Raw genomic sequence first — 25059 nt, forward strand, 5'->3', positions numbered from 1 at the left:
TATGGATCCGCAAGTCGAAAAAATACTCAAGCTGCCGACAAAGCAAAAGATCATCATACTGGTGCTGGTGATGGCCGTGGAGGCTGCCGCGCTGCTCTACGCGCTGTACCTGCCCAAATATAAAGAGCTGGACGGCCTGAAAGCCGAGTTGTCGAAGCTGCAGAACGAGATCGATGACAAGACCAGGATCGCCAACAACCTGCCCCGCCTCCAGCGGGAATACGACCAGCTCAACAAGGAACTGGCCCAGGCCCTGACCGAACTCCCCAACTCCAAGGAGATCCCCTCGCTCTTGACGAGCATCACCACCCTGGGCAAAGGGGCGGGACTCGATTTCCTCGTCTTCAAGCCCAAGGGGGAATCCCCCAAGGATTTCTATGCCGAGGTGCCGGTGGACATCACCGTGTCAGGATCGTATTACAGCGTTGCCAACTTCTTTGCTGCCGTTGCCAACCTCCCCCGTATCGTTAATATAACCAACGTAGCTTTTGCCGATATCAAGAACGTCAACAACAGGATGATGACAAAGGTTACCTGTCTCGCCACCACATTCCGCTTCCTTGATAAGAAAGAGATTAAGGATGATAAGAAGAAACCTGCTCCCAAATAGCCGTTCAGTAGCGGTCGTTGTTGCTGTCGGCATCGTGGCGGCTATGCTGCCGGGCTGCAAGAAGCACGAACAGCCCGCACCTGCCGCGCAACCGGCCGCGAAGGCCGCTGCGCCGCAACAGCCCAAGCCGGTGCAAAAACCGGTCAGTTCGGCGCTCAAACTGCCGCCGCCCCCGGTCAATCAGTTCGATTTCAGCAACAAAAAGGATCCCTTCAAGCCCTTTCTGGTCGTCAAACCGCATCCGGCTGCCCCGGCGGCGGGCACTGCGGCCAGGATCTCCCGGAGCGGCCTCCCCATCCATAGTTTCGACGTCAGCCAGTTCAGGCTGATCGGCGTGGTAACGGGGGATCGGCAAAACAAGGCCATGGTTGTGGACCCCAACGGCAAGGGATACGTCCTCAGGGTCGGAATGTCGATCGGCAAAAACGAGGGCACCGTGACCTCGATCAGCAACAGCGGCGTGGATGTGCTGGAGCAATTCAGAGACGACAATGGTCGGGTGCGCAAGGAAACCATCAAAATCACCCTTCCCAGGAAATAATAAGGAGTTCCGCATGAAGTGGTTTACGAGACAATCTATTGTTCTAGCCCTTGTCTTGACGGTGTCGGCAGCCTTCCTTACGGGGGGGGCAGGCGGTGCGGAAGCAGCCACGGAGCCTGCAAAAGCCAAGCTTGCCGCTATCGAATCCATCAGCGCATCCGGCGAAGGCGCTGCGGCGGAGCTTGTCGTCAGGCTTTCCTCACCGGCAACCTATACCAGCTATAAGACCACCTCGCCCCTTCGCCTGGTGATCGACTTGTCGCAAACGACGCAAGGCGCCATTACAGCGCCGGTCGCCATCAACCAGGGCAATATCAAAAGCGTGAGCGTCAACCGTTTCGACACCGATGCCGGCACCCTGACGCGGATCAGCGTGGAGTTGGTCAACGACATCGACGCGGTCATCTCCGCTTCTCCGGCCCAGCCCGGCGAGTTGCATGTCGCCTTTCCGGTGCAGCATGCTCCGGCGGCAGGACCTGAAACGGTAACCGCCGCCAACGGCGAAAAACCTGCGGAAATCACTGAAAAGAGTCCCGCGCCCGCTGCCGATGGGGTGAAGCCGGTGGAACCCGTCCAGGATGGCGCCAAATTGCAGCCGGTTGTGCCGGCGACGGCCACCAAACATGCGCTGAACGCGGTAACGGCCAGGGACGGCGCCATAATCCTCGCCGTCGAGGGCGGCGTAGACGAGTTCAAGACGTTCAGGCTCAACAAGCCCGAACGCTATGTCATCGATCTGTTCGGCGTCACGAGTATTCTTCCCAGCCGTTTCATCCCCCTGAACGCCATCGGGGTCGCATCGGCCCGCATCGGCCTCTACCCCGACAAGACCCGCGTGGTGCTCGACGCGATCAACGGCAGTTTTCCGGAAGCCACGGCGACAAGAGCGGATGAGGGGGTACGGGTCGTTCTCGCCGGTGCATCCGGCCCGGGCACACCGGCACAACCTGTCGCGGCCGGTGCGGCAAAAACGGATGCCGCGGCTGTCCCGCACAAAGCGTCCGCCCCGGCGGCTCAAAAGGCGGCAGAGGCTGCCCCCGCCGCAGCGCCCCGGGTGGATATGCATCCGGCAGTTGGTCCTGCCATCGTAGAGATGATCGACTTCCAGGTGGTTGACGCCATATCCCGCGTGGCGGTCAGGGTCAAGGGAGATGTGGATGTGGAGCAGCCGGTCACGACCCCGGGCTTCGTTACCCTGACCCTCAAGAACGCGACCCTGGCAAAACGGCTGCAGCGCTCTTTGGATGCCCAGGCCTTCGTGACGCCGGTTCTCCGGGTAACCCCCTTCATGGTCAAGACCCGCAAGGGGACCGACACCAAGGTGCGTATCGCGCTGCGCGTCGCCGCGCCGTATGAATTCCGCCATGAAGGCGACATGTTCTTCATCGATTTCAAAAACCCCGAGGGACTCACCGCCGGCAAGCTGGAGCTGGATACGCCGGAGGCCCGTCTCCATCCCAAGCGTCATGCCGCGAAAGATGCCGATATAACCACGGAACTGGCGCCCGCGCCGGAGGTGCCGTCGAAACCGGGCGAACTGGTGAGGCACTACAAGGGGCGGAAGGTTACCCTTGAGTTTGCCGACGCCGAGGTGCGCAAGATCTTCCAGCTCCTCTCCGAAGTGAGCAACAAGAACTTCGTGCTTGGCGACGATGTCACGGGAACGATCAGCATCAAGCTGGTCAACGTGCCGTGGGACCAGGCCCTGGATATCATTCTCGATACCAAGGGACTGGACAAGCGCGAAGAGGGTAACATCATCATCATCAAGGGCAAGGGGAAATTCAAGTCACAGGCCGAAGAAGAGCAGGAGATCAAAAAGGCCCTGACGAAATCCATCGAGCTTAAAACCGAGACCTTTAGCATCAATTACGCCGACATCACGAGCATCGCCGGGCAGTTCAACGGGCTGAAAAGCGAACGCGGCGTGATTTCCCAGGATGTGCGCACCAACAAGGTGATCGTCAAGGACATTCCCCAGGCTCTGGACGACATGCGCAAGCTGCTGCAGCAACTCGACGTGCCCGAGAAGCAGGTCATGATCGAAGCCCGGATCGTGGAGGCGACCTCGACCTTCACCCGTTCCCTCGGCGTGAACTGGGGCATCCATTACCGGGACGGTTCCGCGTCGTTCCTGGGCATCAACTCGCTGGACACCACGTTCGGCGGCACTGTGTCCACGGTCCCGTCCACATCCGGGGCCAGCAGCAACTCCGGAACGGCGACCGGCATTTCCTTTGGCTCGCTCACCAGCAATATTCAGCTTGATATGCGCCTGAATGCCGCGGCAACCGCCGGGCTTATCAAAATCGTCTCCACGCCGAAGGTTGCGACGCTGAACAACAAGACCGCCAAGATCACCCAAGGACAGCAGATCCCCTACACATCGTCCACCTCCGACAAGGTCGAAACCAAGTTCGTCGAGGCGGCCCTGGCGCTGGAGGTAACCCCGCATATCAACTCCAATGGGACGATCAGCATGAAGATCGACGCCAAAAATGACTCTGCCGGTACCGCCACCGGCAGCAGTACCGCTCCACCGATCAACAAAAAGCAGGCAACGACCGAGATGCTGCTGCGTGACGGAGAGACCACGGTTATCGGCGGGATCTACGTCGACAACGATACGGAATCCGATGAAGGGGTCCCGTTCCTGATGGACATTCCCTTCTTCGGGAAATTCTTTAAATCGAATACAAAATCAAAGACAAAGACCGAGTTGCTGATCTTTATTACGCCGAGAATTTTGAATACCATTTAGACGTTGAAATCTGGGAGGTTTCATGAAGCCGTTTAGTTTTGTTCTTTTGCTAGCAATGCTGTTGGTTGCTATAATACTTCAGTCTTGTGGAGGCGGGTCTGATAAGGCGGTAAATGGTTCTCTCACGCTAACTACTCCAACCGTCACTGGTCCGACAGGTGGATATTATACTGTGTCTTCAACGTTGACATATACGCCACCGACGGGAAAAGATCCAAATGGTTTAGATGTGAAGGTTACGATGGGAGGAGTCTCAAAGACGATTTATCTCGATTCTACCGGTAGTTATGTCCTGACCGATTATGTGGCGCAGACGACTTCTTCTGTCGTGTATACTATAAGTGCTTCGACGGGGGATCTTACGAGTTCTGTGGCTACGATACTCGAAGGTCTTACCCCTCTCAATGCGAGTACCTCTCCCATATTGTTTGCATCGACGGATGCTGCTGGCACCGTAAAGACGACAACCATTGGCGGAGGGGTCAGCCCTTATGCCGTATCTTTGGATTCTACGAGCTCAAGCGACTTGGTGATCTCACTTTCAGGGACAACCTTGAGCATAACTAAAACTTCCACAACCGGCACTACCCAGAAGTCTGGCACTATTACGGTAACCGATTCCGCCGGTTCTAAAATAACAATACTTGTGTATTATTATTAGCGCCACATAGAGGCGAGATACGCGGTTGGCCTGATGTCAGCAAGAGACTGACCAAAAAGACAACAGATCAGCTTTTTTGCAGGGGGATGTTGCATAATCCCCCTGTTTTTTTTATAGTGGCTATTCGGGCGCGGCCATGACGCCGGTGCCGCGAGGCGCCGCCGGCCGGTACCCTGAACAGTCTGAAATTCATTACGTTAAAGGTGTTATGCAACCATGAGCAAAGAACTGGCAAAAGGCTACGAGCCGCACGACGTGGAAAAGAGATGGTACGCGGAATGGGAGACCAAGGGATACTTCCGTGCCGCCGCCGCATCGGACAAGAAACCCTTCAGCATCGTCATCCCTCCCCCCAACGTCACCGGCGCCCTGCACATGGGACACGCCCTCAACAATACCCTGCAGGACATCCTCTGCCGCTGGAAGCGGATGCTGGGGTACAACGTGCTCTGGATGCCGGGCACCGACCACGCCGGCATCGCCACGCAAAACGTGGTGGAACGCCAGCTTGCCGCCGAAAAGATGGATCGCCACGAACTGGGGCGCGAGGCCTTCATCGAGCGGGTCTGGAAGTGGAAAGCCGAGTCCGGCGGCCAGATCATCGGCCAGTTGAAGCGCCTGGGCGCCTCCTGCGACTGGGAGCGGGAACGCTTCACCATGGACGAGGGGCTGTCCAAGGCGGTGCGCACCGTGTTCGTCAAGCTGTACCAGGACGGCCTCATCTACCGGGCAAACCGCCTGATCAACTGGTGCCCCCGCTGCCATACCGCCCTGTCGGATATCGAGGTGGAGCACGAGGACAAAAAGGGGCACCTGTGGCACATCCGCTACCCGGTGGCCGGCGAGCCGGGCAGGTATGTGGTGGTGGCCACGACCCGCCCCGAGACCATGCTGGGCGATACGGCGGTGGCCGTGCACCCCGCAGACGAACGCTATCAGGGCCTGATCGGCAAAAAGGTGATCCTGCCGCTGGTCAACCGGGAGATCCCGGTGGTGGCCGACGAATACGTGGACCGGGAGTTCGGCACCGGGGTGGTCAAGATCACGCCGGCCCACGACTTCAACGACTTCGAGGTGGGGCAGCGCCACAACCTGGACATGATCAACGTCTTCGACGAGTCCGGCGTCGTCAACGCCGCCGGGCGCCAGTACGAGGGGATGGACCGCTTCGAGGCCCGCAAGCGGATCGTGGGTGAACTGGAGGCGGCCGGGCTGCTGGAGAAGATCGAGGACCACGCCATGGCGGTGGGGGGCTGTTACCGCTGCAAGACCGTGGTGGAGCCCTATCTCTCCCTGCAGTGGTACGTCAAGGTCGCCCCCCTGGCGGAGCAGGCCCTGGCCGCGGTCAAGGAGGGCAAAACCCGCATCATCCCCAAGCAGTGGGAAAACACCTACTACGATTGGATGGAAAATATCCGTGACTGGTGCATCTCGCGCCAGATCTGGTGGGGGCACCGCATCCCGGCCTGGTTCTGCGACCACTGCGGCGAAGTGACCGTGGCCATGGAGGCCCCGGCGACCTGCTGCAAGTGCGGGAGCGATGAGCTTCGCCAGGAGACCGACGTCCTGGATACCTGGTTTTCCTCGGCCCTGTGGCCCTTCTCCACCATGGGCTGGCCCGAAAAGACGGCGGAACTGGCCACCTTCTATCCCACCTCCTGCCTGGTGACCGGCTTCGACATCCTCTTCTTCTGGGTGGCCCGCATGATGATGATGGGACTGCACTTCATGGACGAGGTACCCTTCGGCGACGTGTACATCCACGCCCTGGTGCGGGACGCCCACGGCCAGAAGATGAGCAAGTCCAAGGGGAACGTGATCGACCCCCTGACCATCATCGACCAGTACGGCACCGACGCCTTCCGGTTCACCCTGGCCGCCTTCGCCGCCCAGGGGAGGGACATCAAGCTGGCCGAGGAGCGCATCGCCGGCTACCGCAACTTTTGCAACAAGGTATGGAACGCCGCCCGTTTCACCCTGATGAACCTGGAAGGGTTCGACCCCGACACCCTGCGGCTGGCGGAGTTGCCGCTCTCCGAAGGGGACAAGTGGATCCTGCACCGCCTGAACGAAACCGCCCGGGAGACGAACAAGGCGTTGGCGGAGTACCGCTTCAACGAGGCGGCCATGGGGCTGTACCAGTTTACCTGGAGCGAGTTCTGCGACTGGTACGTGGAGCTCTCCAAGAAGGACCTGTACGGCGACGACCCGCTGCGCAAGAAAACGGCCCAGTATGTGCTCTGGTACACCCTGGAACATCTGCTGCGGCTTTTGCACCCCTTCATGCCCTTCATCACCGAGGAGATCTGGCAGGCGCTGCCGGGTACGAAGGAGGGGGCGACCATCATGCTGGCCCCGTACCCCGAAGCTGCCCCGGAACGTTCCCACCCCGGGGCGGCGGCCGACATGGAGCGGGTCATGGCGGTCATTTCCGGCATCCGCAACATCCGCGGCGAGATGGAGGTGCCCCCGTCCCGGGAGATCGGCGTGATCCTATCCTGCGGCAGCGATGAGAGCCTCAGGCTCATGAAGCACAACGAAGGGGCTATCATCAGCCTGGCCCGGGTCGCCGACCTGGCCCTGGGGCAGGGGATCGAGAAGCCGGAGGACGCCTCCATCCAGGTGGCGGGAGACGTGCAGATCTTCGTGCCGCTCAAGGGGCTGGTGGATGTGGAGGAGGAAGAGAAGCGCCTCTCCAAGGAGATCGCCAAGATCGAAAAAGAGATCGACCTGTTTTCGAAAAAACTGGAGAACCCCAGCTTCGTCGAGCGCGCCCCGGCGGACGTGGTCGCCAAGGAGCGGGAAAAGCTGGCCGAGGTTACCGACAAGAAGCAGGTGCTGGAAGCGAGCCTGGAAAAGATCAGACGCCTGAGGGGCTGATGCATGGGGATACGCAAGGTCGCCATATTCGCCAAGAAACATGACCCGCGCTGCCAGGGGGTTGCCGACGACCTCATCAACTGGCTGGAGGAAAGGGGGTGCCGCCCCCTGGTGGAGGCGCACCTGGCCCGCCACATCGGCTATCACCTGGGGACCACGGCCGAGAACATCCGCGAACAGGCCGAACTGGTGGTGGTGCTGGGAGGGGACGGCACACTGATCTCGGTGGCCCGGCTCTTCAGCGGCAGGGAGGTCCCCATTGTGGGGGTCAACTTGGGGAGCCTCGGCTTTCTTACCGAGGTGACGGTGGAGGAGCTCTACCCGGTCCTGGATCTGTGCCTCAAGGGCGACCCCTGCGTTTCGGAGCGGATGATGCTGGAGGTGAGCGTCCGCCGGGAGGGGAGGGAGATCGAGAAGCACCACGTGCTGAACGATATCGTCATCAACAAGGGGGCGCTGGCCCGGATCATCGACCTGGAAACCAAGGTCAACGGCCACCCCCTGACCACCTTCCGGGCCGACGGGCTGATCGTCTCCACGCCCACCGGTTCCACCGGCTATTCCCTGTCCGCCGGCGGCCCCATCATCCACCCGCAGATGAGCTGTCTCGTGATCACCCCCATCTGCCCCCACACCCTGACGAACCGTCCCATCGTGGTCTCCGATGCGGCCACCGTCTCCATTACCGTGGCCTCGTCCTACGACGAAAAGGTCTATCTGACCCTGGACGGCCAGGTCGGCTTCGAGTTGACGGAGCGGGACTCGGTGGATGTGCGGGCCGCCCTCAAGACCACCGCCCTGGTCATGTCCCGCAGCCGGGATTATTTCGAGGTGCTGCGGACGAAACTTAAATGGGGGGGGCAGTAGGGGCGCATTGCATGCGCCCGTTTTGTCTGTATCAATCGAACCTGGGCGCATGCAATGCGCCCCTACTCGCATGTCATCCTGATAGCAAAGCCGAATTACAAGGTGCTATGCGGCGGAGCGTGATTCCATGTTGACCGACCTGACCATCAAGAACATCGCCATCATCGACACCCTGCACATCTCCTTCAGGGAGGGGCTTACCGTGCTTACCGGCGAAACCGGCGCCGGCAAGTCGATCATCATCGATGCGGTCGGCCTCATCATGGGGGGGCGTGCCTCGGCCGACCTGATCCGTTCCGGGGCTGACGAGGCGGTGGTGGAGGCGCTGTTTGACATCTCGGCCCAGCCCGAGGTGGCCCAACGGCTTCGGGATTCCGGTTTCGACTGCGACAACGACGAACTGCTCGTGAAGCGCTCCATCTCCCGGGCCGGCAAGAATCGGGTCTTCATCAATACGAACATGGCCACCCTGGCGCTTTTAGCCGACATCGCCCCCCGCCTGATCAACATCTACGGCCAGCATGAATCCCAGACCCTGCTTCGCCCGGAGAACCATCTGCGGCTCCTGGATGCCTACGCCGGGTTGAATCCGCAGCGGGAAGAGTATGCCCGCGCCTTCGAGCGTTTCCGCGCCCTCCAGGAGCGGCTTGCAACCCTGGACGAGGAGGAGCGGGAGGCGGAACGGCGGCTCGATCTCCTGTCGTACCAGTCCGATGAGATCGCCCGGGCGGAGTTGCGGGCCGGGGAGGAGGAAGAGCTGGAGGAACGCCGCCGGCTGCTGGCCGGCGCCGAGAAGCTGGGGGGAACCACGGCCTCTGCCTTTGAGCGGCTCTACGAGGGGGATGGGGCGATCCTCGGCCAGTTGCGGCGCATCAAGGACTCCATTGCCGAGGTCTCCGCCATCGACCGCAGCCTGGAAGGGGTGGCCGCCTCCCTGGAAAACGCCTACCTGCAGGTGGAGGATGCCGCCATCATGCTGCGCGACTACGCCTCCCGCATCGAGGCCGACCCCACGGCGTTGCAGCAGGCCGATGACCGTCTCGATCTGATCCACCGGCTCAAGAGGAAATATGCGCCCACCGTGGAGGCGATCCTCGAATTCAAGCAGGGGCTCGATGGCGAGATAGATGCCCTGAAGGGGCGGGAACAGGCCCGGCATGACCTGGAAGAGGAACGGGAGCGGCTTGCCCGCGACGTGCAGCAGCGGGGCAAGGAGCTCACCGCACGGCGCACCGCCGCCGCCGGAGCCCTCTCCAAGGCCCTGGCCGCAGAGGTGCATCAGCTCGCCATGAAGAACGCCGTCGTGGAAACGCTCCTGGAGCCGCTGGCGGAGCCGCGCGCCACCGGGTACGAGCGGGTGGAGCTCCTCTTCTCCCCCAATCCGGGCGAGCCGCCCCGGCCCCTGGCCCGGGTCGCCTCCGGCGGCGAGTTGTCGCGGCTCATGCTGGCATTCAAACAGGTGTTGCCCGAGGGGGATGTGCCGACGTTGATCTTTGACGAGGTGGATACCGGCATTGGCGGCGCCACCTCGGAGATGGTGGGACAAAAGCTCAGGAAGGTCGCTTCGGTTCAGCAGGTGCTCTGCATCACCCACCTGGCCCAGGTGGCGGTTTTTGCCGCCCAGCATCTGCGGGTGGAGAAACAGGTGGCGAACGGCAGGACCACCACCCGGGTCATGCCGCTGGCGGATGATGAACGCACCCGCGAGGTCGCCCGCATGCTGGCCGGGGCCAAGATCACGGATTCGGCCCTGGCCCATGCCGCTGAGATGCTGGTGGCGACGAACACCTTGTAGCATGCAAATAATTCGGATATCCCCCCTCCTTGATAACGAGGGGGCATATCCGAATTGTTACCAACTGTTACGGGATACGGGTGGCATGGCGCAAGCTTTCGCTTTACCGCCAGGGGTGGAGGTCAGGATGGCTGGGCGAGGTGCTCGGCGATCCTTGCATGGACCTGCCGTACGGCGCGATAGCGCTCATCCTGCAGGACCGTTTCCGGGGCGTCGGCATCCACGGGGTGCACCGCCAGCCAGGTTTCTTCGCGCAACGATCCCTCGTAGCCGGCCAGCGATTCGTTCAGGAGCAGGAAGAGCCGGTCGTTCATGCCGTCGAATTCCCCCTCGCTGAACCCCTGCATCGGCAACTCCTTGCTGAAAAGCTGATCCCCCTCATGGCTGAACTGCCGATAATCGAGCATGGCCGTCGTTCCCGCGGACCGGGGAAAGAACAGGGATACCGTTTTCATCGCCCGGTCGGCAATCACCATGCGCGCCGCGCCGTAGGCCTGGGATTGGCTGGTCATGCCGTAGAGCGCCGCGCAGAGCAGGTCGGTGAAGCAGTCGCTGTGCAGGAAGCCGCGGCTGGCCCGGTCGGATGTTTCATAGTAGAAGCCCCGCCGCTGCGGCTGCTCCGCCAGGAGCGCGCCGCAGACCAGGCAGCGTTCGGCCAGCCCCTCCAGGCGGGCAAGGTACGACTCCTTCTTTTTTCCTTCCTTTTCCTTCAGCCAGGCCGCGTACAGGCAGGAGCGGGGCTCCGGCGTGGCATCGTAATTCCGCAGAATATCCCGGGTGATCTCGGTAAACTGGCCGTAGACATCGGTGCCCCGGGCATGGGTCAGGATCGGGTAGATCTTGCCGTCCGGGTTGGTATTGAGGCTCTCCACCTTGGGGCTTTTGGAGATGAAGGTATCCAGGCAGCGGTAGCCGCGGTTGATGGCAAAGGCCCGCAGCAGGGTCTTCTGGTCCTTGAACAGGCCGTCGTACTTGATGCGCGAGTCGATCAGGCAGGGGATCAGGGAGAGGGACTTCTTGTCGATGCCGCGCTGATCGAACAGGGCGAAGATGTTCTTGCAGTTCTCCAGGCTGGGCATATCCTTGACCGGGATCAGTACCCGGTCGGCGGCGTACAGGGCGTTCTGGGTCAGGATGTTCAGGTCCGGCCGGGTGTCGATGATGACGATGCCGCCAAAGCCGCATTCGGCGAACATGCGCGTCAGGGTCATGGGCCCCCGGAAGCTGTCGTTCATCTCCCCCAGTTCGGTGGAGGAGGGGATGTAGCCGACGCCGTACTGGCCCACGTGCACCAGCTCCCGTGCCGGAACGCCCGTGAGCATCTCATGGACCGTGCCCCTCGGCTTCTGGCCCGGCAGTTCGAACATCCGGTCGATGGTGAAGTGGTTGTCGAAGGAGAAGATCGTGACCGGCAGGTCGTCGCGCATGGCCTTCAGGTAGATGGCCAGGTTGGAAGCCAGGGTGGTCTTGCCGACCCCTCCCTTTTCCGAGGAAATGGTAATGATGTAGGGATAGTTCTGCATGCATATCCTTCAAAGTAGTGTCGGTACCGGGAGGAAAAGCGAACTTTTGGCTACTTGACCAGCGCGTCGATGGACTTGAGCAGCTTCAGGAGCGCCGGCAGGTCGTCCAGGGGAATGGAGTTGGGGCCGTCGCACAGCGCCTTGTCCGGGTCTTCGTGCACCTCCATGAAAATCCCGTCGATGCCCGCGGCAACGGCCGCCCGGGCGAGAAACTCCACGTATTCCCGCTGGCCGCCGGAGGACTCGCCCTGGCCGCCGGGAAGCTGCACGCTGTGGGTGGCGTCGAAGATGACCGGGAAGCCGGTGGCGCGCATGATCGGGAAGGTGCGCATGTCCACCACCAGGTTGTTGTAGCCGAAGGAGGCGCCCCGTTCGGTGAGGATGACGTTCTCGTTGCCCGACGCCACCGCCTTGGCGGCCACGTTCTTCATGTCCCAGGGGGCCAGGAACTGTCCCTTTTTGACGTTGATGACCCGGCCGCTCTGGGCCGCCGCTACGATGAGGTCGGTCTGCCGGCAGAGAAAGGCCGGTATCTGCAGCACGTCCAGCACCTCTGCCGCCGGCGCCACCTGCTCGATGGAGTGGATATCCGAGAGCACGGACAGGCCGAGAGATTCCTTGACCTTGGCCAGGATCTTCAGGCCGTCCTTGATGCCCGGCCCACGAAAACCACCGATGGAGGTGCGGTTGGCCTTGTCGTAGGAAGCCTTGAAGATGAGCGGTATGGACAGGCCGTTGCAGATGGTCAGCAGCCGCTCGGCATGGCGCAGGGTTGCCGCCTCCGATTCGATGACGCAGGGGCCGGCCACCAGCACCAGCGGCCTGCCGCCGCCGATTTTCACGTCGTTGATTGCGATCTCGCGGGTCATGGGTTACCTCGTTATCTCGTATTGCGGTGCGTGAGCGCCGCCCCGATAAAGGCGCGGAAGAGCGGGTGGGGCTGGAGCGGTTTGGACTTGAACTCGGGGTGGAACTGGCACCCCAGGAACCAGGGGTGGTTGGGGAGCTCGATGATCTCCACCAGATCCTTTTCCTTGTAGATGCCGGACAGGATCATCCCCTTTTCCGTAAGGGCGGAACGGAATTTGTTGTTGAATTCGTAGCGGTGGCGATGCCGCTCGGAGATCTCGGTGGAGTTGTAGGCCGCATGGGCGAGGGTCCCCTTGGCAACGACGCAGGGGTATGCCCCGAGCCGCATGGTCCCGCCTTTTTTGCTGACGGATTTCTGCTCCTCCATGAGGTGGATGAGCGGAGAGCCGCAGTCCGTGAACTCGCTTGAACAGGCGTCCGTGACGCCGCAGACGTTGCGGGAGAATTCGATGACCGCCATCTGCAGCCCCAGGCAGATCCCGAAGAAGGGGATGTTGGCGGTGCGGGCGAACTGGATCGCGGTGATCTTGCCCTCGGTGCCGCGTTCGCCGAACCCGCCCGGCACCAGGATGCCGTCCACATCGTCCAGGTGGCCGTCAACGCCGTCCCGCTCGATCTTTTCCGAATCCACGTACTTGAGGTACACCCGGCAGTCGTTGGCGATGCCGCCGTGGGTCAGGGCCTCGGCCAGGGACTTGTAGGACTCGGTGAGGTTGACGTACTTGCCGACCACGGCGATGCGCACCTCGCCATGGCTGGGATGCCGCAGGGTTTCCACCACGTCCTGCCACGGGGTCAGGTCCGGTTCCTTGGTCCAGATGTTGAGCTTGTCCACCACCTGCTCGTCCAGCCGCTCCTTGTTGAGCGCCTGGGGCACGGCATAGATGTGCTCCGAGTCCACCACCTGGATGACGTCCTTCTCCTCCACGTTGCAGAACAGGGCGATCTTTTTCTTCATGTCCTGGGGCAGTTCCCGGTCGCAGCGGCAGAGCAGGATGTCGGGCTGGATACCGATCTTGCGCAGCTCCATGACCGAATGCTGGGTCGGCTTGGTCTTCAGTTCGCCGGCAGTGCGGATGTAGGGCACCAGGGTGACGTGGACGTAGAGGGTATTGCCGTGGCCGCGGTCGTAGCGGAACTGGCGGATCGCCTCCAGAAAGGGGAGGGATTCGATGTCGCCCACGGTGCCCCCGACCTCCACGATGGCCACATCGGCCCCCTTGGCGTTCTCGATGATCTTGTTCTTGATCTCGTCGGTGATATGGGGGATGACCTGCACTGTGCCCCCCAGATAGTCGCCGCGCCGCTCCTTGTCGATAACGGAGAAATAGACCTGGCCGGTGGTGAAGTTGCTTTTCTTGGAGAGGCGGGCGTTGGTGTAGCGTTCGTAGTGCCCCAGGTCCAGGTCGGTCTCGGCGCCATCGTCGGTGACGAAGACCTCGCCGTGCTGGAACGGCGACATGGTGCCGGGGTCCACGTTGATGTAGGGGTCCAGTTTCTGCATGGTGACGCGCAGGCCGCGCGCTTCCAGCAGGGCGCCGAGGGAAGCGGCCGCCAGTCCTTTGCCGATGGACGAGACGACCCCGCCGGTGATGAAGATGAACTTGGTTTTCATGAAATCTGCTCCTGTGGGAAAGGCTAGAAAATTATTGCGTCACTATGCGGTAGCGCTCCTGCGCCTTGGCCAGGTCATCGGGGGTGTCCACACCGATGGATTCGAACTCCGTTTCGATCACACGGATACGTATGCCGTTCTCTATGGCCCGCAACTGCTCCAGTTTTTCCGAGATCTCCAGAAAGGTCGGCGGCATGGCGGCATACTCGAGCAGAAAGTCCCGGCGGTAGACGTAGAGGCCGACGTGTTTGTAGCAGAGCAGCTTGCCGTTGACGAAGGATTCGTCCTTCAGGTCCTGCCACTTGTCCCGGAAGAAGGGGAGGGGGGAACGGGAAAAGTACAGGGCGCAGCCGTCGGCGCCGGTCACCACCTTGACCACGTTCGGGCTCAAGAAGTCGTGCAGGCACTTGATGCGCGTCTTCAGGGTCCCCATCTTCAGGGCCGGGTCATGGAGAAACGGCATGGTGGCCTGGTCGATCATCTCCGGGGAGATGAGCGGCTCGTCCCCCTGCACGTTGACGATGACATCCGTATCCAGGCCGGCGGCCACCTCGGCCAGACGGTCGGTGCCGGTTTCATGGTCGGTGGAGGTCATGACCGCCTCGCCGCCGATCTGGCGTATGGCCTCGGCGATGCGCGTATCGTCCGTCGCCACGATGACCCGCGAGACCAGGGATGCCTGGCACGCCCGTTCATAGACATGCTGGATCATCGGCTTGCCGCCGATGTCGGCCAGGGCCTTCCCCGGAAAACGCGTGGAGGCGTACCGGGCGGGAATAATTGCTGTGATGTTCATACTGACGTGACCTTGCAAGGAATTTCGAGTGGTACGCCCCGGGACGGATTCAAAGGAAAGCAGACAAAACGGGAGCGCAACGGCATGGTACGGGCCGGCACGCGGAAAACCGCCAGGAAGCCTGCAAGCGTGTGGTTTGAATGCGCCCTGGGATCAGGCATGTCCTATGGTAGGACATAATAGGCTACCTCAAAAAGCATGGGGTGTCAAGAATGGAAAGGCGCGGCTTTGCCCGGCCGCCGCGCCGGGCAGAGCCGCCGGCGCATCAGTGGGCTATGATGCCCGAGCGCCAGTTGAAGGCCTCCAACTGGGCCGCCAGAAGTTCGTCCAGCGTTATGCCGCATCGTTCGAGCAACGACGTGACCGCATCGAAATCCGTCACCTCCAGCTTTTCGGCAAGCAGGAGCAGGTCGCCCAGCCGTCCGGAGCGGTCGAGCAGGGCGGAGCAGATCTCCTCGTTGAGATTGAGGTTCGAGATGATCTCGTCCATGGGCGTCTCGAACAGGACGTCGAGCAGGGAGAGGATGCCGGTCATGAACGCCTCTTCCGATTGCTCGGAGGAAGAGGGCTGCTGCAGCTTCTGCAGCATTAGGGTCTCCATCAGGCGCCCCCGCACCGCCGCCATCTCTAGAAGCGGATTGTCGATGCCGCGGGAATCGTTGCCGGAAAACAGGGACAACTGGATCCAGCGCCGCAGATGGTTGGTCCCCAGCATGAGGATGGCGTGCCGGAGGGTCTTGATCTTTTCCCGCATGCCCAGGGCAACGGAGTTGACCAGCCGCAGGAGGTTGTAGGAGAGACTCGGGTTCTCCTTGAAGGTCTGCTCCAGCTCTTCGAGGGGGGCGTCCGCGGTAAGCTGCTGGAGCAGGGTCAGCATGGCCCGGCCCGAGACATCGAGCCGTTTCCTGTTGAGCACCACCGGGCGTTCGAAGAAATACCCCTGAAAGTAGTCGAAGCCCAGGGCGGCGCAGGTTTCGAACTGCTCGAAGGTCTCGACCTTTTCCGCCAAGAGCTTGAGGGGCCACTGGCGCAGCTTGCGGACGATCTCGGGAAGCTGTTCCGGGCTGGTTTCCAGGATGTCGATCTTGACGTAATCCACGGCGGAGTAGATCTCGTGATAGTCGGGGTTGTACACGTGGTCGTCCAGGGCCAGCTTGAAGCCGAGCTTTCTCAATTCGCGGCAGCGCTCGGCAACCTGTCCGTCCAGCTTGATGTTTTCCAGCAGTTCGAGGACCGATTGTCCGATGGGGAGCAGTTCGAGCAGTTCCGAGAGAAACAGGCCGAGGTAGACGTTGATGAAGCCGACCTTGCCCCCCAGGACCTCCTGGAGGCCGAAGTTGGACAGGGCGCTGGTGATGACGCTGGTGCTGGCCTGGGAATAGCTCTCGAATTCCGCACGGTTGACCGTGGTGGCGCGAAAAAGCAGCTCGTAGCCGACGATCTCCTGTTTGCGGTTGAGGATCGGCTGCCGCCCCAGAAAGAAATTTTCGTTGTTCTTACCCATGGAAACCAACCCGTTACCCGCACAGCCTCAGCACTTCCGGGGCAATGCTCTGAAGGGGGAGCGTCCTGTGGACGCCGCCCTGTTTGACCGCTTCGTTCGGCATGCCGTACACCACGCAGGTCGCCTCATCCTGGGCCAGGGTCATGGCGCCGGCGTCGAACAGCTCCTTCATGCCGTGGGCGCCGTCGTCCCCCATGCCGGTCATGATGACCCCCACGGCGTTTTTCCCGGCGTAACGCGCGGCCGAGCGGAACAGGACATCCACCGAGGGGCGGTGGCGGGACACCAGCGGGCCGTCCTTGATCTCCACGTAATAGCGGGCGCCGCTGCGTTTGAGCAGCAGGTGGTGGTTTCCCGGCGCGATCAGCACCCGCCCGCGCACCACCGAATCGTTGTCGGCCGCCTCCTTCACCGTCACGCGGCAGATGCCGTCGAGGCGCTTGGCAAAGGCGGCCGTGAAATGTTCCGGCATGTGCTGGACGATGACGATCCCCGGGGCGTTTTCCGGCAGCATTTCCAGAAAACTCTTGAGGGCCTCGGTGCCGCCGGTGGAGGCGCCCACCACCACGACCTTCTCAGTAGTCTGGATCATGGCCCGGGTCGCCGGTTTCTCCATGATGACATCGGCGGACAGCTTGGGGGTCACGGTATGGGTCGCCCGCGGCGCCAGTTGTCGCGGCCTGGACATGGCCGCCGCCTTGACCGTATCGCAGATGCGGACCCGCGACTCCTCGATGAACTGTTTGGTTCCCAGCTTGGGCTTGGCGATGATCTCCACCGCGCCGTATTCCAGGGCCTTGAGGGCCGTTTCGCTCCCCGAGTCGGTCAGGCTCGAACACATGACCACCGGGATGGGGTGCTGGGTCATGATCTTCTGGAGGAAGGTCAGGCCGTCCATGCGCGGCATCTCCACATCCAGGGTGATGACGTCCGGCACGCACGCCTTCATGCGCTCCGCCGCCACAAACGGGTCGGAAGCGGCGGCCATGACCTCGATGTGGGGGTCCGACGCCAGGATTTCGGTCAGCGCCTGCCTGACGAGGGCCGAGTCGTCCACGATCAGCACCTTGATCCTGGCCATCATGCGCGCGCTCCCCTCTTGATTGCCCGGATGCGGATCATGGGAATGTCTTGTGTACCTGGCGCACGAAAACCTCGCCGCTGTGGGAATAGAAAAACAGCTTTCGGCCCCGGCTACCGCCGGTGTCGGCCGCCGCCACCTTCACGCCGAGCGTGTCGAGCGCCTGGAGGGCGGCCGCAATGTTCCGGCATCCCACCGACGGCGCCCCCTCGCTCCGGACGCCGGAGTTGAGCACGGCCGCCCCTCCGAAGAGCTTGGCTTCGATGCTGCCTGCGCCGCCGCACAGGGCGTTTATCCTGTTATACAGGTAAGGCACGGCCTTGTCCACATAACGAAAGTCGTCGTGCTCCGCGTCGCCGCCGGGGAGCATGGCGTGGCAGATGCCCCCCACGCCGCTCCGGGGCGCGTGCAGGACCACCGCGACGCAGGAGCCGAGCACCGTGGAAACGAGGGCAGGGCACCGGGCGATGAAAAGCTCTCCCGGCTTCAAGTATACGTTGGACATGCGCTGGTCGTACAGGTTTTTCATGGTTTCCGGTATACGGTCGAGGCCACCGGCGTCAAGGGGACGTTCAGGCCGCTCAGGGTTTCGGAGTGTCCGAGAAAGAGGTAGCCGCCGGGAACCAGTTGGCGGCAGAATTTGTTCAGGAGCCGCTCTTGGGTCGGCTTGTCGAAATAGATGATCACGTTGCGGCAGAAGATGATGTCCATCTGCTCCCGCATGCCGAAATCCTCCATGAAGTTCAGACGCCGGAACTGGACCAGGGCGCGCAGCTGGGGAACCACCCGCACCAGCCCCTTGCTTTTGTCGCGGCTTTTCAGCAGGTATTTTTTCTTCATCTGCAGCGGGATGGTATCGACCCGGTCTTCGGTGTAGATGGCGTTTTTCGCCTTTTCCAGCACCGCCGTGGAGATGTCCGTTGCCAGGATGGCGACGCGAATCCCCGGGTTGTTCGCCATGAATTCCGACAGGACCATGGTCAGGGTGTACGGCTCTTCGCCGGTGGAGCACCCGGCGCTCCATATCCTGAGCGGCGACCGGTAGCCCGCCTCCCGGTCCTCCACCAGCGCGGGCAGCGCGGATTTCAGAAGGTAGTCGAAATGGGCCGGCTCGCGAAAAAAATCGGTCTTGTTGGTGGTCACCACGTCGATCAGGTGAATCAACTCATTGCTCTTGTCCGCGCCGCTGAAGACGTACTCCGCGTATTCCTCGAAGCTGCGCATGCCGAGGGCCTTGAGCCGTTTTTGCAGCCGTGCCTCCAGCATGGTCTTCTTGGCCGCCGGCATCTTGATGCCGACCTCCTCGTAGATGAAACTGCTGAACCTGTTGAATTCCCTGTCCTTGAGCACGGCGGGAATGCCGGGGGTATGGAGGGCCTCGTCGCGGTGGTTCATGAAGCTGTTCCGGCGGGGGTGCGGGGCGTAATCGGCAGCCGGCGCGCGCTCATAGGCCGTCCCTGTCCAGCAGAAGGATGTTGTTCGTGAGAAGCTCCAGCTCGTGGGGGAGCTGGGCGGCCCACTGCGCACAGTCATCCAGGTTGCCGCTGTCGAGGCTCGACTGGATGTGGCTGCACAGGTGGGCGAGGCGCTTGGCGCCGATGGTGGTGGCGGATACCATCAGTTTACGGATGTAGCTTTTCGTCGTCTCGGTATCGCCGGCCTCGATCAGGTCGGCCAGATGGCCGATCAAATGGGGGGCCTGACCGGTGAACATGTCCACAAGCTCGTCGTAGAGGGGGCGGACCCCCCCCAGGTTCTCCAGCGCCTCTTCCTCATCCAGGATGGGGAGTGTGCCGCCCGCTTCCAGTTCCGCCTTTTCCCGGGGGGGAGGGCGCAGAACAGGCCGCACACCGCCCGCAATTCCCTGGCCGACATCGGTTTCGAAAGATACCCGTTCATGCCGACGCTGCGGCACTTGTCCTGGATCGCCTTGAGGGAGTAGGCGGTGAGCGCGATGATCGGCACGCCGCCCCCGCCATCGGCCTGTTCCTCCTCGCGGATCTTGAGGGCGGCCACAAAGCCGTCCATCTCCGGCATGAGAATATCCATCAGGATGAGGTCGTATCCGCCGGTTTTGGCTTCCTCCACGGCATCGCGGCCGTTATCGACGCAGCGGACCTGAACGTTTTCCTTTTCCAGCAGCCTGCGGATGGTGACTTGATCCAGGGTGTTGTCTTCGGCCAGCAGTATGCGCGGCGCCGCATCGCCCCCGCGTCCCGCCTGGGGAGAGGCGGGGCAGCTCCATACCTGGTATTTTATCGCTCCGTGCTGCATGGCCGTTGCTGCCTCGTCATAACGTGGAATCGGGGTGTTAGGCCGCGTCCTGCACCGTGTGCAGTTCCTCGTCGGTGAAGATCTTGTCGCTGTCCAGGATCATGATGAACCTGGTGTCGTGTTTGCCCATACCCTTGATGAAGTCGGTGTTGAGATGGGTGCCGATGTGGGGCGCGGCCTCGATCTGCTCCGGCTCCAACTCGATGACCTCCTGGACCGAGTCGGCCAGAACCCCCAGGATGAGGGTCTCGTCCAGAAGCTCCACCTCCACCACGATGATACAGGTGTTGACCGTGCGCTCGGTGGCGGACATGCCGAACTTGAGCCGCAGGTCGATGACCGGCACCACGCTGCCCCGCAGGTTGATGACCCCCCGCATGAAGTCGGGGGTCTGGGGCACCTTGGTGATGCCGGTGTACTCCAGGATCTCCCGGACCTTGGCCACGTCGAGGGCAAAAATTTCTTCGTCCAGCTTGAAGGTGAGGTACTGGACCGTTTCCGTGATGTCCGCTGCACTCATGGCGCCCTCCTAGAATTTCTCGAATTCGTCGTCGAGGCGGTCCGGCCCCGAAGGCCCCATGTCGAGACTGACCCCGTTGCCCTTGCGGACCACCGGCGCGGAAACGCTCCGGGCCGCGTGGGCGATCTGGACGCTCTTGCGGGCCGGCCGGGAAGCCTGGGAACTGCGCGCCTGGCCGGCGTCGATACGGAAGAAGCTGATGGAATCCTTCAACTGCTCGGCCTGGCCCGAAAGCTCTTCCGAGGTGGAGGCCATCTCTTCCGATGCCGAGGCGTTCTGCTGGATGACGCTGTCCAACTGCTGGATGGCCTTGTTGATCTGTTCGGCCCCGGCGTCCTGCTCCTTGCTGGAGGCGGAGATCTCCTGGACCAGCTCCGCGGTCTTCTGGATGTCGGGGAGCATCTTGTCCAGCATCTGCCCGGCGGTCTCGGCCACCTGGACGCTGCGGGTGGAAAGCTCCGAGATCTCGCCCGCGGCCGCCTGGCTCCGCTCGGCCAGCTTCCTGACCTCGGAGGCGACCACGGCGAACCCCTTGCCGTGCTCCCCGGCCCGGGCGGCCTCGATGGCGGCGTTGAGGGCCAGCAGGTTGGTCTGGCGGGCAATCTCCTCGATGATGGAGATCTTGGTGGCGATCTCCTTCATGGCGCCCACGGTCTCGGCCACGGCCTTGCCCCCCTCCTTGGCGTCGGAGGCCGACTTGACGGCAATCTTCTCGGTCTGGGTGGAATTGTCGGCGTTCTGCTTGATGCTGGAGGTCATCTCCTCCATGGACGACGAGATCTCCTCGGCCGAGGCCGCCTGTTCGGTAGCCCCCTGGGAGAGCTGCTGGGCCGTGGCGGAGAGTTCCTGGCTGCCGGAAGCCACGTTGTCCGCCGCCGCAACCACGTCGCCCACCACGTGCTTGAGCTTGTCCACCATGTTCCTGATGGCCTCCATCAACTGGCCGGTCTCGTCCCTGCTCGTGACCTGAACGGCCACGGTGAGGTCACCGGCGGCCAGTGAGTTGGCCACCCCAACGGCTTCGGACAGGGGGCGCACGATGCCGCGGGTCAGGAACACCGCCACGAATACCGCAAACAGGATGGCAACGCCGCCGATGGCGAACATCCAGCTTCGGGCGGCATCGTAGGTTTTGCCCGCCTCTTCGTAGCGGATCTTGGTACGTTCCTTCTGGTGGTCGGCCAACCCGTTGAGTAGATCGATCCATTTTCTGGTGGCGGGGCGGGCCTCTTTCATCATTAACGCCGATGCCTCGGCGCTTTTTCCCGCCAGGGCGAGCTCAAAGACCTTGTTGTTCAACGGCCGGGCCGCATCCTGGGCCTCTTTGATCTTGGCAATCAGGTCCAGCCCCTTCTGGTCATCCTTCGTGGTCATGCCCTCGATTTTTTTGAAGCCCTCGTTGTATTTTTCGCGCTGTTCCTGGGAACTCTTGTAATATCCCTGCCGTTTTTCGCTGCTCTCGTCGATGATCACGTTGCGCAGGTTCAACGATACCTCAAAGATATTGTTCAACATGTCGTTTGCCAACTCGAACCGTTCATTGTTGACCTTGACGATGCGCTCAAGTTTTCCCTGGATCTGCCCCATATTGGAGATGCCGATCCAGGTCAATGCCAGCATCAGCGCCAGCACAATGCCAAATCCCAATGCGAGCCGTTTACCGATCTTCATGTTGTTGAGCATACCGCCTCCTGGAGTTGAGTAGTGGGCGTACCATGAATCACACGTTGTGCAGAAATGAAAGGTGAACGTCGTGTTTCGTATGACTGAACGTTATCAGTTTTTCGTCAAACTTCAAGCGCGGCGCGGTTCGAACCGGCGGCCTGAAGCGGCACCATGAGCCGCGCCGGGCACACACAGGGCCGGGGCGGCCGCTCCGTTTCACGGGCTCCCGTGCCCGTCGGCTTCGACCGACTGGAGCAGCAGCCCCATGTCGAGGATCAGGGCCACGGTGCCGTCCCCCAGGATCGTGGCGCCCGAGATGCCTTTGACGTCGCGGTACATCCGCCCCAGGGACTTGATGACCGTCTGGTGTTCGCCGATCACATTGTCCACGACAAAGCCGACCTTGGTGCCGTGAATGTTCGTGATGACGATCTGTTCGATGTCCGGCCGGTCGTCGGAGATGCAGAACCGCTCCCGCAGCGGGATGTAGGGGACGATGGCGCCGCGCACGTTGGCCAGGTTGCGGCCGTGGGCCTCCTTGATGTTGTCCCGGGTCAGCTCGACACACTCCTCCACCGACGAGAGCGGCATGACGAAATAATTGGCGCCGATGCGGACCAGCAGGCTTTCGATGATGGCCAGGGTCAGGGGGATTTTGAGGGTCATGGTGCTGCCGGCTCCGCGCACCGTAGCGATATCGATGCTGCCGCGCAGCGCTTCGATGGCCTTCTTGACCACGTCCATGCCCACGCCGCGCCCCGAGACGTTGGTGATCCTGGCTGCGGTGGAGAAGCCGGGGGCGAAGATCAGGTTGTAGATCTCCTTGTCCGACAACTCGGCAGTGGCCGTTATGATCCCCCGCTCCACGGCCTTGGCGCGGATGGCCTCCCTGTCGAGCCCCGCCCCGTCGTCGCGGATGGTGATCAGGACGCTGTCTCCGGAGTGCACCGCGCCCAGGTGCACGGTCCCCTGGGCCGGTTTGCCGGCGGCCACTCGCACGTCGGGCATTTCGATGCCGTGGTCGATGCTGTTGCGGATCAGGTGCACCAGGGGGTCGTTGAGCCGCTCGATGACGGTTTTGTCCAGTTCCGTTTCCGCGCCCTCGGTCTCCATCTCGATCTCTTTGCCCAGTTCCTGGGAGAGGTCGCGCACCAGGCGCTTGAATTTGCTGAAGGTGGTGCCGATGGGGAGCATGCGGATGTTGAGGGCCGTGTCGCGCAGGTCGTTGGTCAGGCGTTCCACCTCTTCGGCGATGGAAGCGAAATCGGCGTTGCCGTGCAGGGCCGCGGTCTGGCTGAGATGGGCCTGGACCGTGACCAGTTCCCCCACCAGGTTGACCAGGAGGTCGAGCTTTTCGGCGGGCACGCGGATGCTGGAGGTCGATTCCTGGTTGGCCCGATCCTGGCGCACGTTCTTGACGTGCTGCTGTTCCACCAGGGCCGACTGCACCTTGTCGGGCGTCACGGCCCCCACGGCAACCGCCAACTCTCCAAAGCGTTTTTGCAGTCCGAGTACCTTCTGGATTTCCATCTGGCTCAAGTCGCCGCGCTCCACCAGGATATCGCCCAGCTTCTTATAGTCCAGATCCGTGTCGCCGTCGCCGCCGTCGTCGATCAGGTCCACCTTCAGCTCGCAATCGTCCTCGATGAAGATGAAAACATCCTTGATGGCGTCCATATCCCGTGCGGTGGTCAGGATGATATCCCAGTAGAGGTAGCAGAGTTCTGGGTTGATGTCGTCAAGCGCGGGAACGTCCGAGGTGTGGGCCACCACATGGCAGGTCCCCAGTTCGCGCAGTTCATTGATCAGGCCCAGCGGCTTGGTGCCGGAGAGGAACAGCTCCGGGCACGGCTTGAAGCGGATGCGCCAGGTCTTCACCGTCTCGGCCCCGGTGGCAGGGGCGGGGCCTGGAACCGCCGGCGGGCTCGTTTCGTCGGGGAGCTGCGGAGCCAGTTGCCTGAGTCCGGCGATAACCGCCTCGCCCTCTGTCCGGTCGGGCTCGTCCCCGGAAACCGACGCGTCCAGAAGGCCCTTAATATGGTCCCGGGCGCGCAGGGTCAGGTTCAGGAGCGATTTCGAAACCGTCATCCTGCCGTTGCGCACCAGGTCGAAGACCGTTTCCACCTCGTGGGTGAAGCCGGCGATCTCGTCGAAACCGAACATGGCGCCCGATCCCTTGATGGTATGCATGGCGCGGAAAACCCTGCCGATCAACTCTTCGTCCGCGGGGTTCTCCTCCAGTTCGAGCAGCGACGTTTCCAGTTCCGTCAGCAGTTCATTCGCCTCTTCCCGGTAGGTGACAATATGGTGTTCGATCATGATAGGGGACCTCGTGCGGGGGTGGCGGGTGCCGGAACGGCAGGGCTCACCCGAGAACCTTCCTGATGACGGCGATAAGCTGCTCGGGCTTGAAAGGCTTCACGATCCAGCCGGTGGCGCCGGCGGCCTTGCCTTCGGACTTCTTGCCGTCCTGGGATTCGGTGGTCAGCATGATGATCGGGATGAACTTGTTGAGCGCCCCGGCCCTGACCCCCTTGATCAGGCCCAGGCCGTCCATGTTCGGCATGTTCAGGTCGGTAATCAGCATATCGACCTTTTGGGAGGAAAGCTTGGTCAGTGCGTCTTTGCCGTCCACCGCCTCCAGGACGTCGTACCCGTTCTGCTTGAGGGTGAAGCTGACCATCTGCCGGACACTGGCCGAATCGTCGGCCGTCATAATCAGTTTTGCCATTATTTCACACCTCCGAACCAAATGCAGGATGCGTTGCCGTTATGACTGCACGGGCCGGTCTGGCATGCCCCGATCCCGTCCTTCAACTCCATTAGGCACGCGGGAAGCTGCCCCGCGAAGGTGAATACTTTGCCGGCCGCCGCCGCCGTCTTGCAGGCGGAGCAGATCAACTGCAGGCCCGGTATGTCGATTTCATGCACCTGCGTCACATCCAGGACGACCTGCTGCGCGCCGGCCAGGGCATTCCTGAGGGTCTCGCGGAATTCCCTGCCCCGTTCGATGGTCAGGGCGCCATCGAGGATGACGGTTGCGGCCGGGGCATCCGCCGCACTTCCCGGGTCATGCGCCTTCTGTTCCGTCATGCC

General features: G+C 62.0%; 22 protein-coding genes. 7 read left to right on the top strand and 15 right to left on the bottom strand.

All coding sequences use genetic code 11. The features are described 5' to 3' along the window. The first annotated feature begins 1 nt into the window (after position 1). The 7 genes from FO488_RS07265 to recN all read left to right on the top strand — a co-directional run bounded on the left by FO488_RS07265 (position 2) and on the right by recN (position 10115). Positions 2-610: a type 4a pilus biogenesis protein PilO gene (locus FO488_RS07265; protein ID WP_149209943.1), complete on the top strand. Its 609-nt coding sequence runs from the start codon at positions 2-4 to the stop codon at positions 608-610. Then, entirely contained in the window at positions 582-1151 is a 570-nt protein-coding gene (locus FO488_RS07270; protein ID WP_149209944.1) for a pilus assembly protein PilP, read from the top strand. Before FO488_RS07265 ends, FO488_RS07270 begins: the two co-directional genes overlap by 29 nt. Before the next feature lie 13 nt (positions 1152-1164). Further along, positions 1165-3912, top strand: coding sequence for a type IV pilus secretin family protein (gene pilQ / locus FO488_RS07275; RefSeq protein WP_168205935.1), 2748 nt, complete (start codon positions 1165-1167; stop codon positions 3910-3912). Between the two features lie 22 nt (positions 3913-3934). Beyond that, positions 3935-4573, top strand: a complete 639-nt coding sequence (locus FO488_RS07280) for a hypothetical protein (RefSeq protein WP_149209946.1) — start codon at positions 3935-3937, stop codon at positions 4571-4573. Positions 4574-4789: 216 nt separating this feature from the next. After that, positions 4790-7453, top strand: coding sequence for a valine--tRNA ligase (locus tag FO488_RS07285; protein WP_149209947.1), 2664 nt, complete (start codon positions 4790-4792; stop codon positions 7451-7453). Between the two features lie 9 nt (positions 7454-7462). After that, positions 7463-8320, top strand: a complete 858-nt coding sequence (locus FO488_RS07290; RefSeq protein WP_149212107.1) for an NAD(+)/NADH kinase — start codon at positions 7463-7465, stop codon at positions 8318-8320. A gap of 127 nt (positions 8321-8447) precedes the next feature. Then, positions 8448-10115, top strand: a complete 1668-nt coding sequence (recN, locus tag FO488_RS07295; RefSeq protein ID WP_149209948.1) for a DNA repair protein RecN — start codon at positions 8448-8450, stop codon at positions 10113-10115. A 122-nt stretch (positions 10116-10237) separates the two neighbouring features. Here the strand turns inward: recN and FO488_RS07300 are convergent, their stop codons facing one another. From FO488_RS07300 to FO488_RS07370, 15 genes are all read right to left on the bottom strand, one after another. Continuing rightward, positions 10238-11638, bottom strand: a complete 1401-nt coding sequence (locus tag FO488_RS07300) for a ParA family protein (protein WP_149209949.1) — start codon at positions 11636-11638, stop codon at positions 10238-10240. 50 nt (positions 11639-11688) lie between these two features. Continuing rightward, positions 11689-12507, bottom strand: coding sequence for a 3-deoxy-8-phosphooctulonate synthase (kdsA, locus tag FO488_RS07305; RefSeq protein WP_149209950.1), 819 nt, complete (start codon positions 12505-12507; stop codon positions 11689-11691). Between the two features lie 11 nt (positions 12508-12518). Continuing rightward, the gene (locus tag FO488_RS07310) at positions 12519-14123 is read right to left on the bottom strand and encodes a CTP synthase (RefSeq protein WP_149209951.1); all 1605 of its coding nucleotides are present in this window, start codon (positions 14121-14123) and stop codon (positions 12519-12521) included. 31 nt (positions 14124-14154) lie between these two features. Further along, positions 14155-14919, bottom strand: coding sequence for a 3-deoxy-manno-octulosonate cytidylyltransferase (kdsB, locus tag FO488_RS07315; RefSeq protein ID WP_149209952.1), 765 nt, complete (start codon positions 14917-14919; stop codon positions 14155-14157). Between the two features lie 265 nt (positions 14920-15184). Further along, positions 15185-16423: an EAL and HDOD domain-containing protein gene (locus FO488_RS07320; protein ID WP_149209953.1), complete on the bottom strand. Its 1239-nt coding sequence runs from the start codon at positions 16421-16423 to the stop codon at positions 15185-15187. Positions 16424-16436: 13 nt separating this feature from the next. Beyond that, on the bottom strand, positions 16437-17504 hold the full coding sequence (locus FO488_RS07325) for a chemotaxis response regulator protein-glutamate methylesterase (RefSeq protein WP_149212108.1): 1068 nt from the start codon (positions 17502-17504) through the stop codon (positions 16437-16439). Between the two features lie 37 nt (positions 17505-17541). Next, the gene (locus FO488_RS07330; protein ID WP_149209954.1) at positions 17542-18033 is read right to left on the bottom strand and encodes a chemotaxis protein CheD; all 492 of its coding nucleotides are present in this window, start codon (positions 18031-18033) and stop codon (positions 17542-17544) included. Beyond that, complete coding sequence (locus tag FO488_RS07335; protein WP_149209955.1) at positions 18030-18899, bottom strand: protein-glutamate O-methyltransferase CheR; 870 nt, start codon at positions 18897-18899, stop codon at positions 18030-18032. The genes FO488_RS07330 and FO488_RS07335 overlap by 4 nt, the downstream gene beginning before the upstream one ends. 49 nt (positions 18900-18948) lie before the next feature. Next, positions 18949-19218 (bottom strand): Hpt domain-containing protein, encoded by a 270-nt coding sequence (locus FO488_RS07340; RefSeq protein ID WP_149209956.1) that lies wholly within the window; start codon positions 19216-19218, stop codon positions 18949-18951. Next, positions 19191-19778, bottom strand: a complete 588-nt coding sequence (locus tag FO488_RS07345) for a response regulator (RefSeq protein WP_149209957.1) — start codon at positions 19776-19778, stop codon at positions 19191-19193. The genes FO488_RS07340 and FO488_RS07345 overlap by 28 nt, the downstream gene beginning before the upstream one ends. Positions 19779-19815: 37 nt before the next feature. Beyond that, positions 19816-20298: a chemotaxis protein CheW gene (locus FO488_RS07350; protein ID WP_149209958.1), complete on the bottom strand. Its 483-nt coding sequence runs from the start codon at positions 20296-20298 to the stop codon at positions 19816-19818. A 9-nt stretch (positions 20299-20307) separates the two neighbouring features. Then, a complete protein-coding gene (locus tag FO488_RS07355) occupies positions 20308-21981 on the bottom strand; it encodes a methyl-accepting chemotaxis protein (protein ID WP_149209959.1) in 1674 nt (557 codons plus the stop codon). Positions 21982-22179: 198 nt separating this feature from the next. Next, positions 22180-24282, bottom strand: coding sequence for a chemotaxis protein CheA (locus FO488_RS07360; protein WP_149209960.1), 2103 nt, complete (start codon positions 24280-24282; stop codon positions 22180-22182). A gap of 46 nt (positions 24283-24328) precedes the next feature. Then, complete coding sequence (locus FO488_RS07365) at positions 24329-24694, bottom strand: response regulator (RefSeq protein WP_149209961.1); 366 nt, start codon at positions 24692-24694, stop codon at positions 24329-24331. Continuing rightward, positions 24694-25056: an STAS domain-containing protein gene (locus FO488_RS07370; protein ID WP_149209962.1), complete on the bottom strand. Its 363-nt coding sequence runs from the start codon at positions 25054-25056 to the stop codon at positions 24694-24696. The genes FO488_RS07365 and FO488_RS07370 overlap by 1 nt, the downstream gene beginning before the upstream one ends. Positions 25057-25059: the final 3 nt, after the last annotated feature.

The organism is Geobacter sp. FeAm09 (assembly GCF_008330225.1).
Taxonomy (GTDB): Bacteria; Desulfobacterota; Desulfuromonadia; order Geobacterales; family Pseudopelobacteraceae; genus Oryzomonas.

Excerpts from the sequence above, each read along its gene's own strand:
- FO488_RS07265 (WP_149209943.1), top strand. The coding sequence starts at position 2 with ATGGATCCGCAAGTCGAAAAAATACTCAAGCTGCCGACAAAGCAAAAG.
- FO488_RS07270 (WP_149209944.1), top strand. The coding sequence starts at position 582 with ATGATAAGAAGAAACCTGCTCCCAAATAGCCGTTCAGTAGCGGTCGTT.
- pilQ (WP_168205935.1), top strand. The coding sequence starts at position 1,165 with ATGAAGTGGTTTACGAGACAATCTATTGTTCTAGCCCTTGTCTTGACG.
- FO488_RS07280 (WP_149209946.1), top strand. The coding sequence starts at position 3,935 with ATGAAGCCGTTTAGTTTTGTTCTTTTGCTAGCAATGCTGTTGGTTGCT.
- FO488_RS07285 (WP_149209947.1), top strand. The coding sequence starts at position 4,790 with ATGAGCAAAGAACTGGCAAAAGGCTACGAGCCGCACGACGTGGAAAAG.
- recN (WP_149209948.1), top strand. The coding sequence starts at position 8,448 with ATGTTGACCGACCTGACCATCAAGAACATCGCCATCATCGACACCCTG.
- FO488_RS07300 (WP_149209949.1), bottom strand. The coding sequence starts at position 11,638 with ATGCAGAACTATCCCTACATCATTACCATTTCCTCGGAAAAGGGAGGG.
- kdsA (WP_149209950.1), bottom strand. The coding sequence starts at position 12,507 with ATGACCCGCGAGATCGCAATCAACGACGTGAAAATCGGCGGCGGCAGG.
- FO488_RS07310 (WP_149209951.1), bottom strand. The coding sequence starts at position 14,123 with ATGAAAACCAAGTTCATCTTCATCACCGGCGGGGTCGTCTCGTCCATC.
- kdsB (WP_149209952.1), bottom strand. The coding sequence starts at position 14,919 with ATGAACATCACAGCAATTATTCCCGCCCGGTACGCCTCCACGCGTTTT.
- FO488_RS07320 (WP_149209953.1), bottom strand. The coding sequence starts at position 16,423 with ATGGGTAAGAACAACGAAAATTTCTTTCTGGGGCGGCAGCCGATCCTC.
- FO488_RS07325 (WP_149212108.1), bottom strand. The coding sequence starts at position 17,504 with ATGGCCAGGATCAAGGTGCTGATCGTGGACGACTCGGCCCTCGTCAGG.
- FO488_RS07330 (WP_149209954.1), bottom strand. The coding sequence starts at position 18,033 with ATGAAAAACCTGTACGACCAGCGCATGTCCAACGTATACTTGAAGCCG.
- FO488_RS07335 (WP_149209955.1), bottom strand. The coding sequence starts at position 18,899 with ATGAACCACCGCGACGAGGCCCTCCATACCCCCGGCATTCCCGCCGTG.
- FO488_RS07340 (WP_149209956.1), bottom strand. The coding sequence starts at position 19,218 with ATGTTCACCGGTCAGGCCCCCCATTTGATCGGCCATCTGGCCGACCTG.
- FO488_RS07345 (WP_149209957.1), bottom strand. The coding sequence starts at position 19,778 with ATGCAGCACGGAGCGATAAAATACCAGGTATGGAGCTGCCCCGCCTCT.
- FO488_RS07350 (WP_149209958.1), bottom strand. The coding sequence starts at position 20,298 with ATGAGTGCAGCGGACATCACGGAAACGGTCCAGTACCTCACCTTCAAG.
- FO488_RS07355 (WP_149209959.1), bottom strand. The coding sequence starts at position 21,981 with ATGCTCAACAACATGAAGATCGGTAAACGGCTCGCATTGGGATTTGGC.
- FO488_RS07360 (WP_149209960.1), bottom strand. The coding sequence starts at position 24,282 with ATGATCGAACACCATATTGTCACCTACCGGGAAGAGGCGAATGAACTG.
- FO488_RS07365 (WP_149209961.1), bottom strand. The coding sequence starts at position 24,694 with ATGGCAAAACTGATTATGACGGCCGACGATTCGGCCAGTGTCCGGCAG.
- FO488_RS07370 (WP_149209962.1), bottom strand. The coding sequence starts at position 25,056 with ATGACGGAACAGAAGGCGCATGACCCGGGAAGTGCGGCGGATGCCCCG.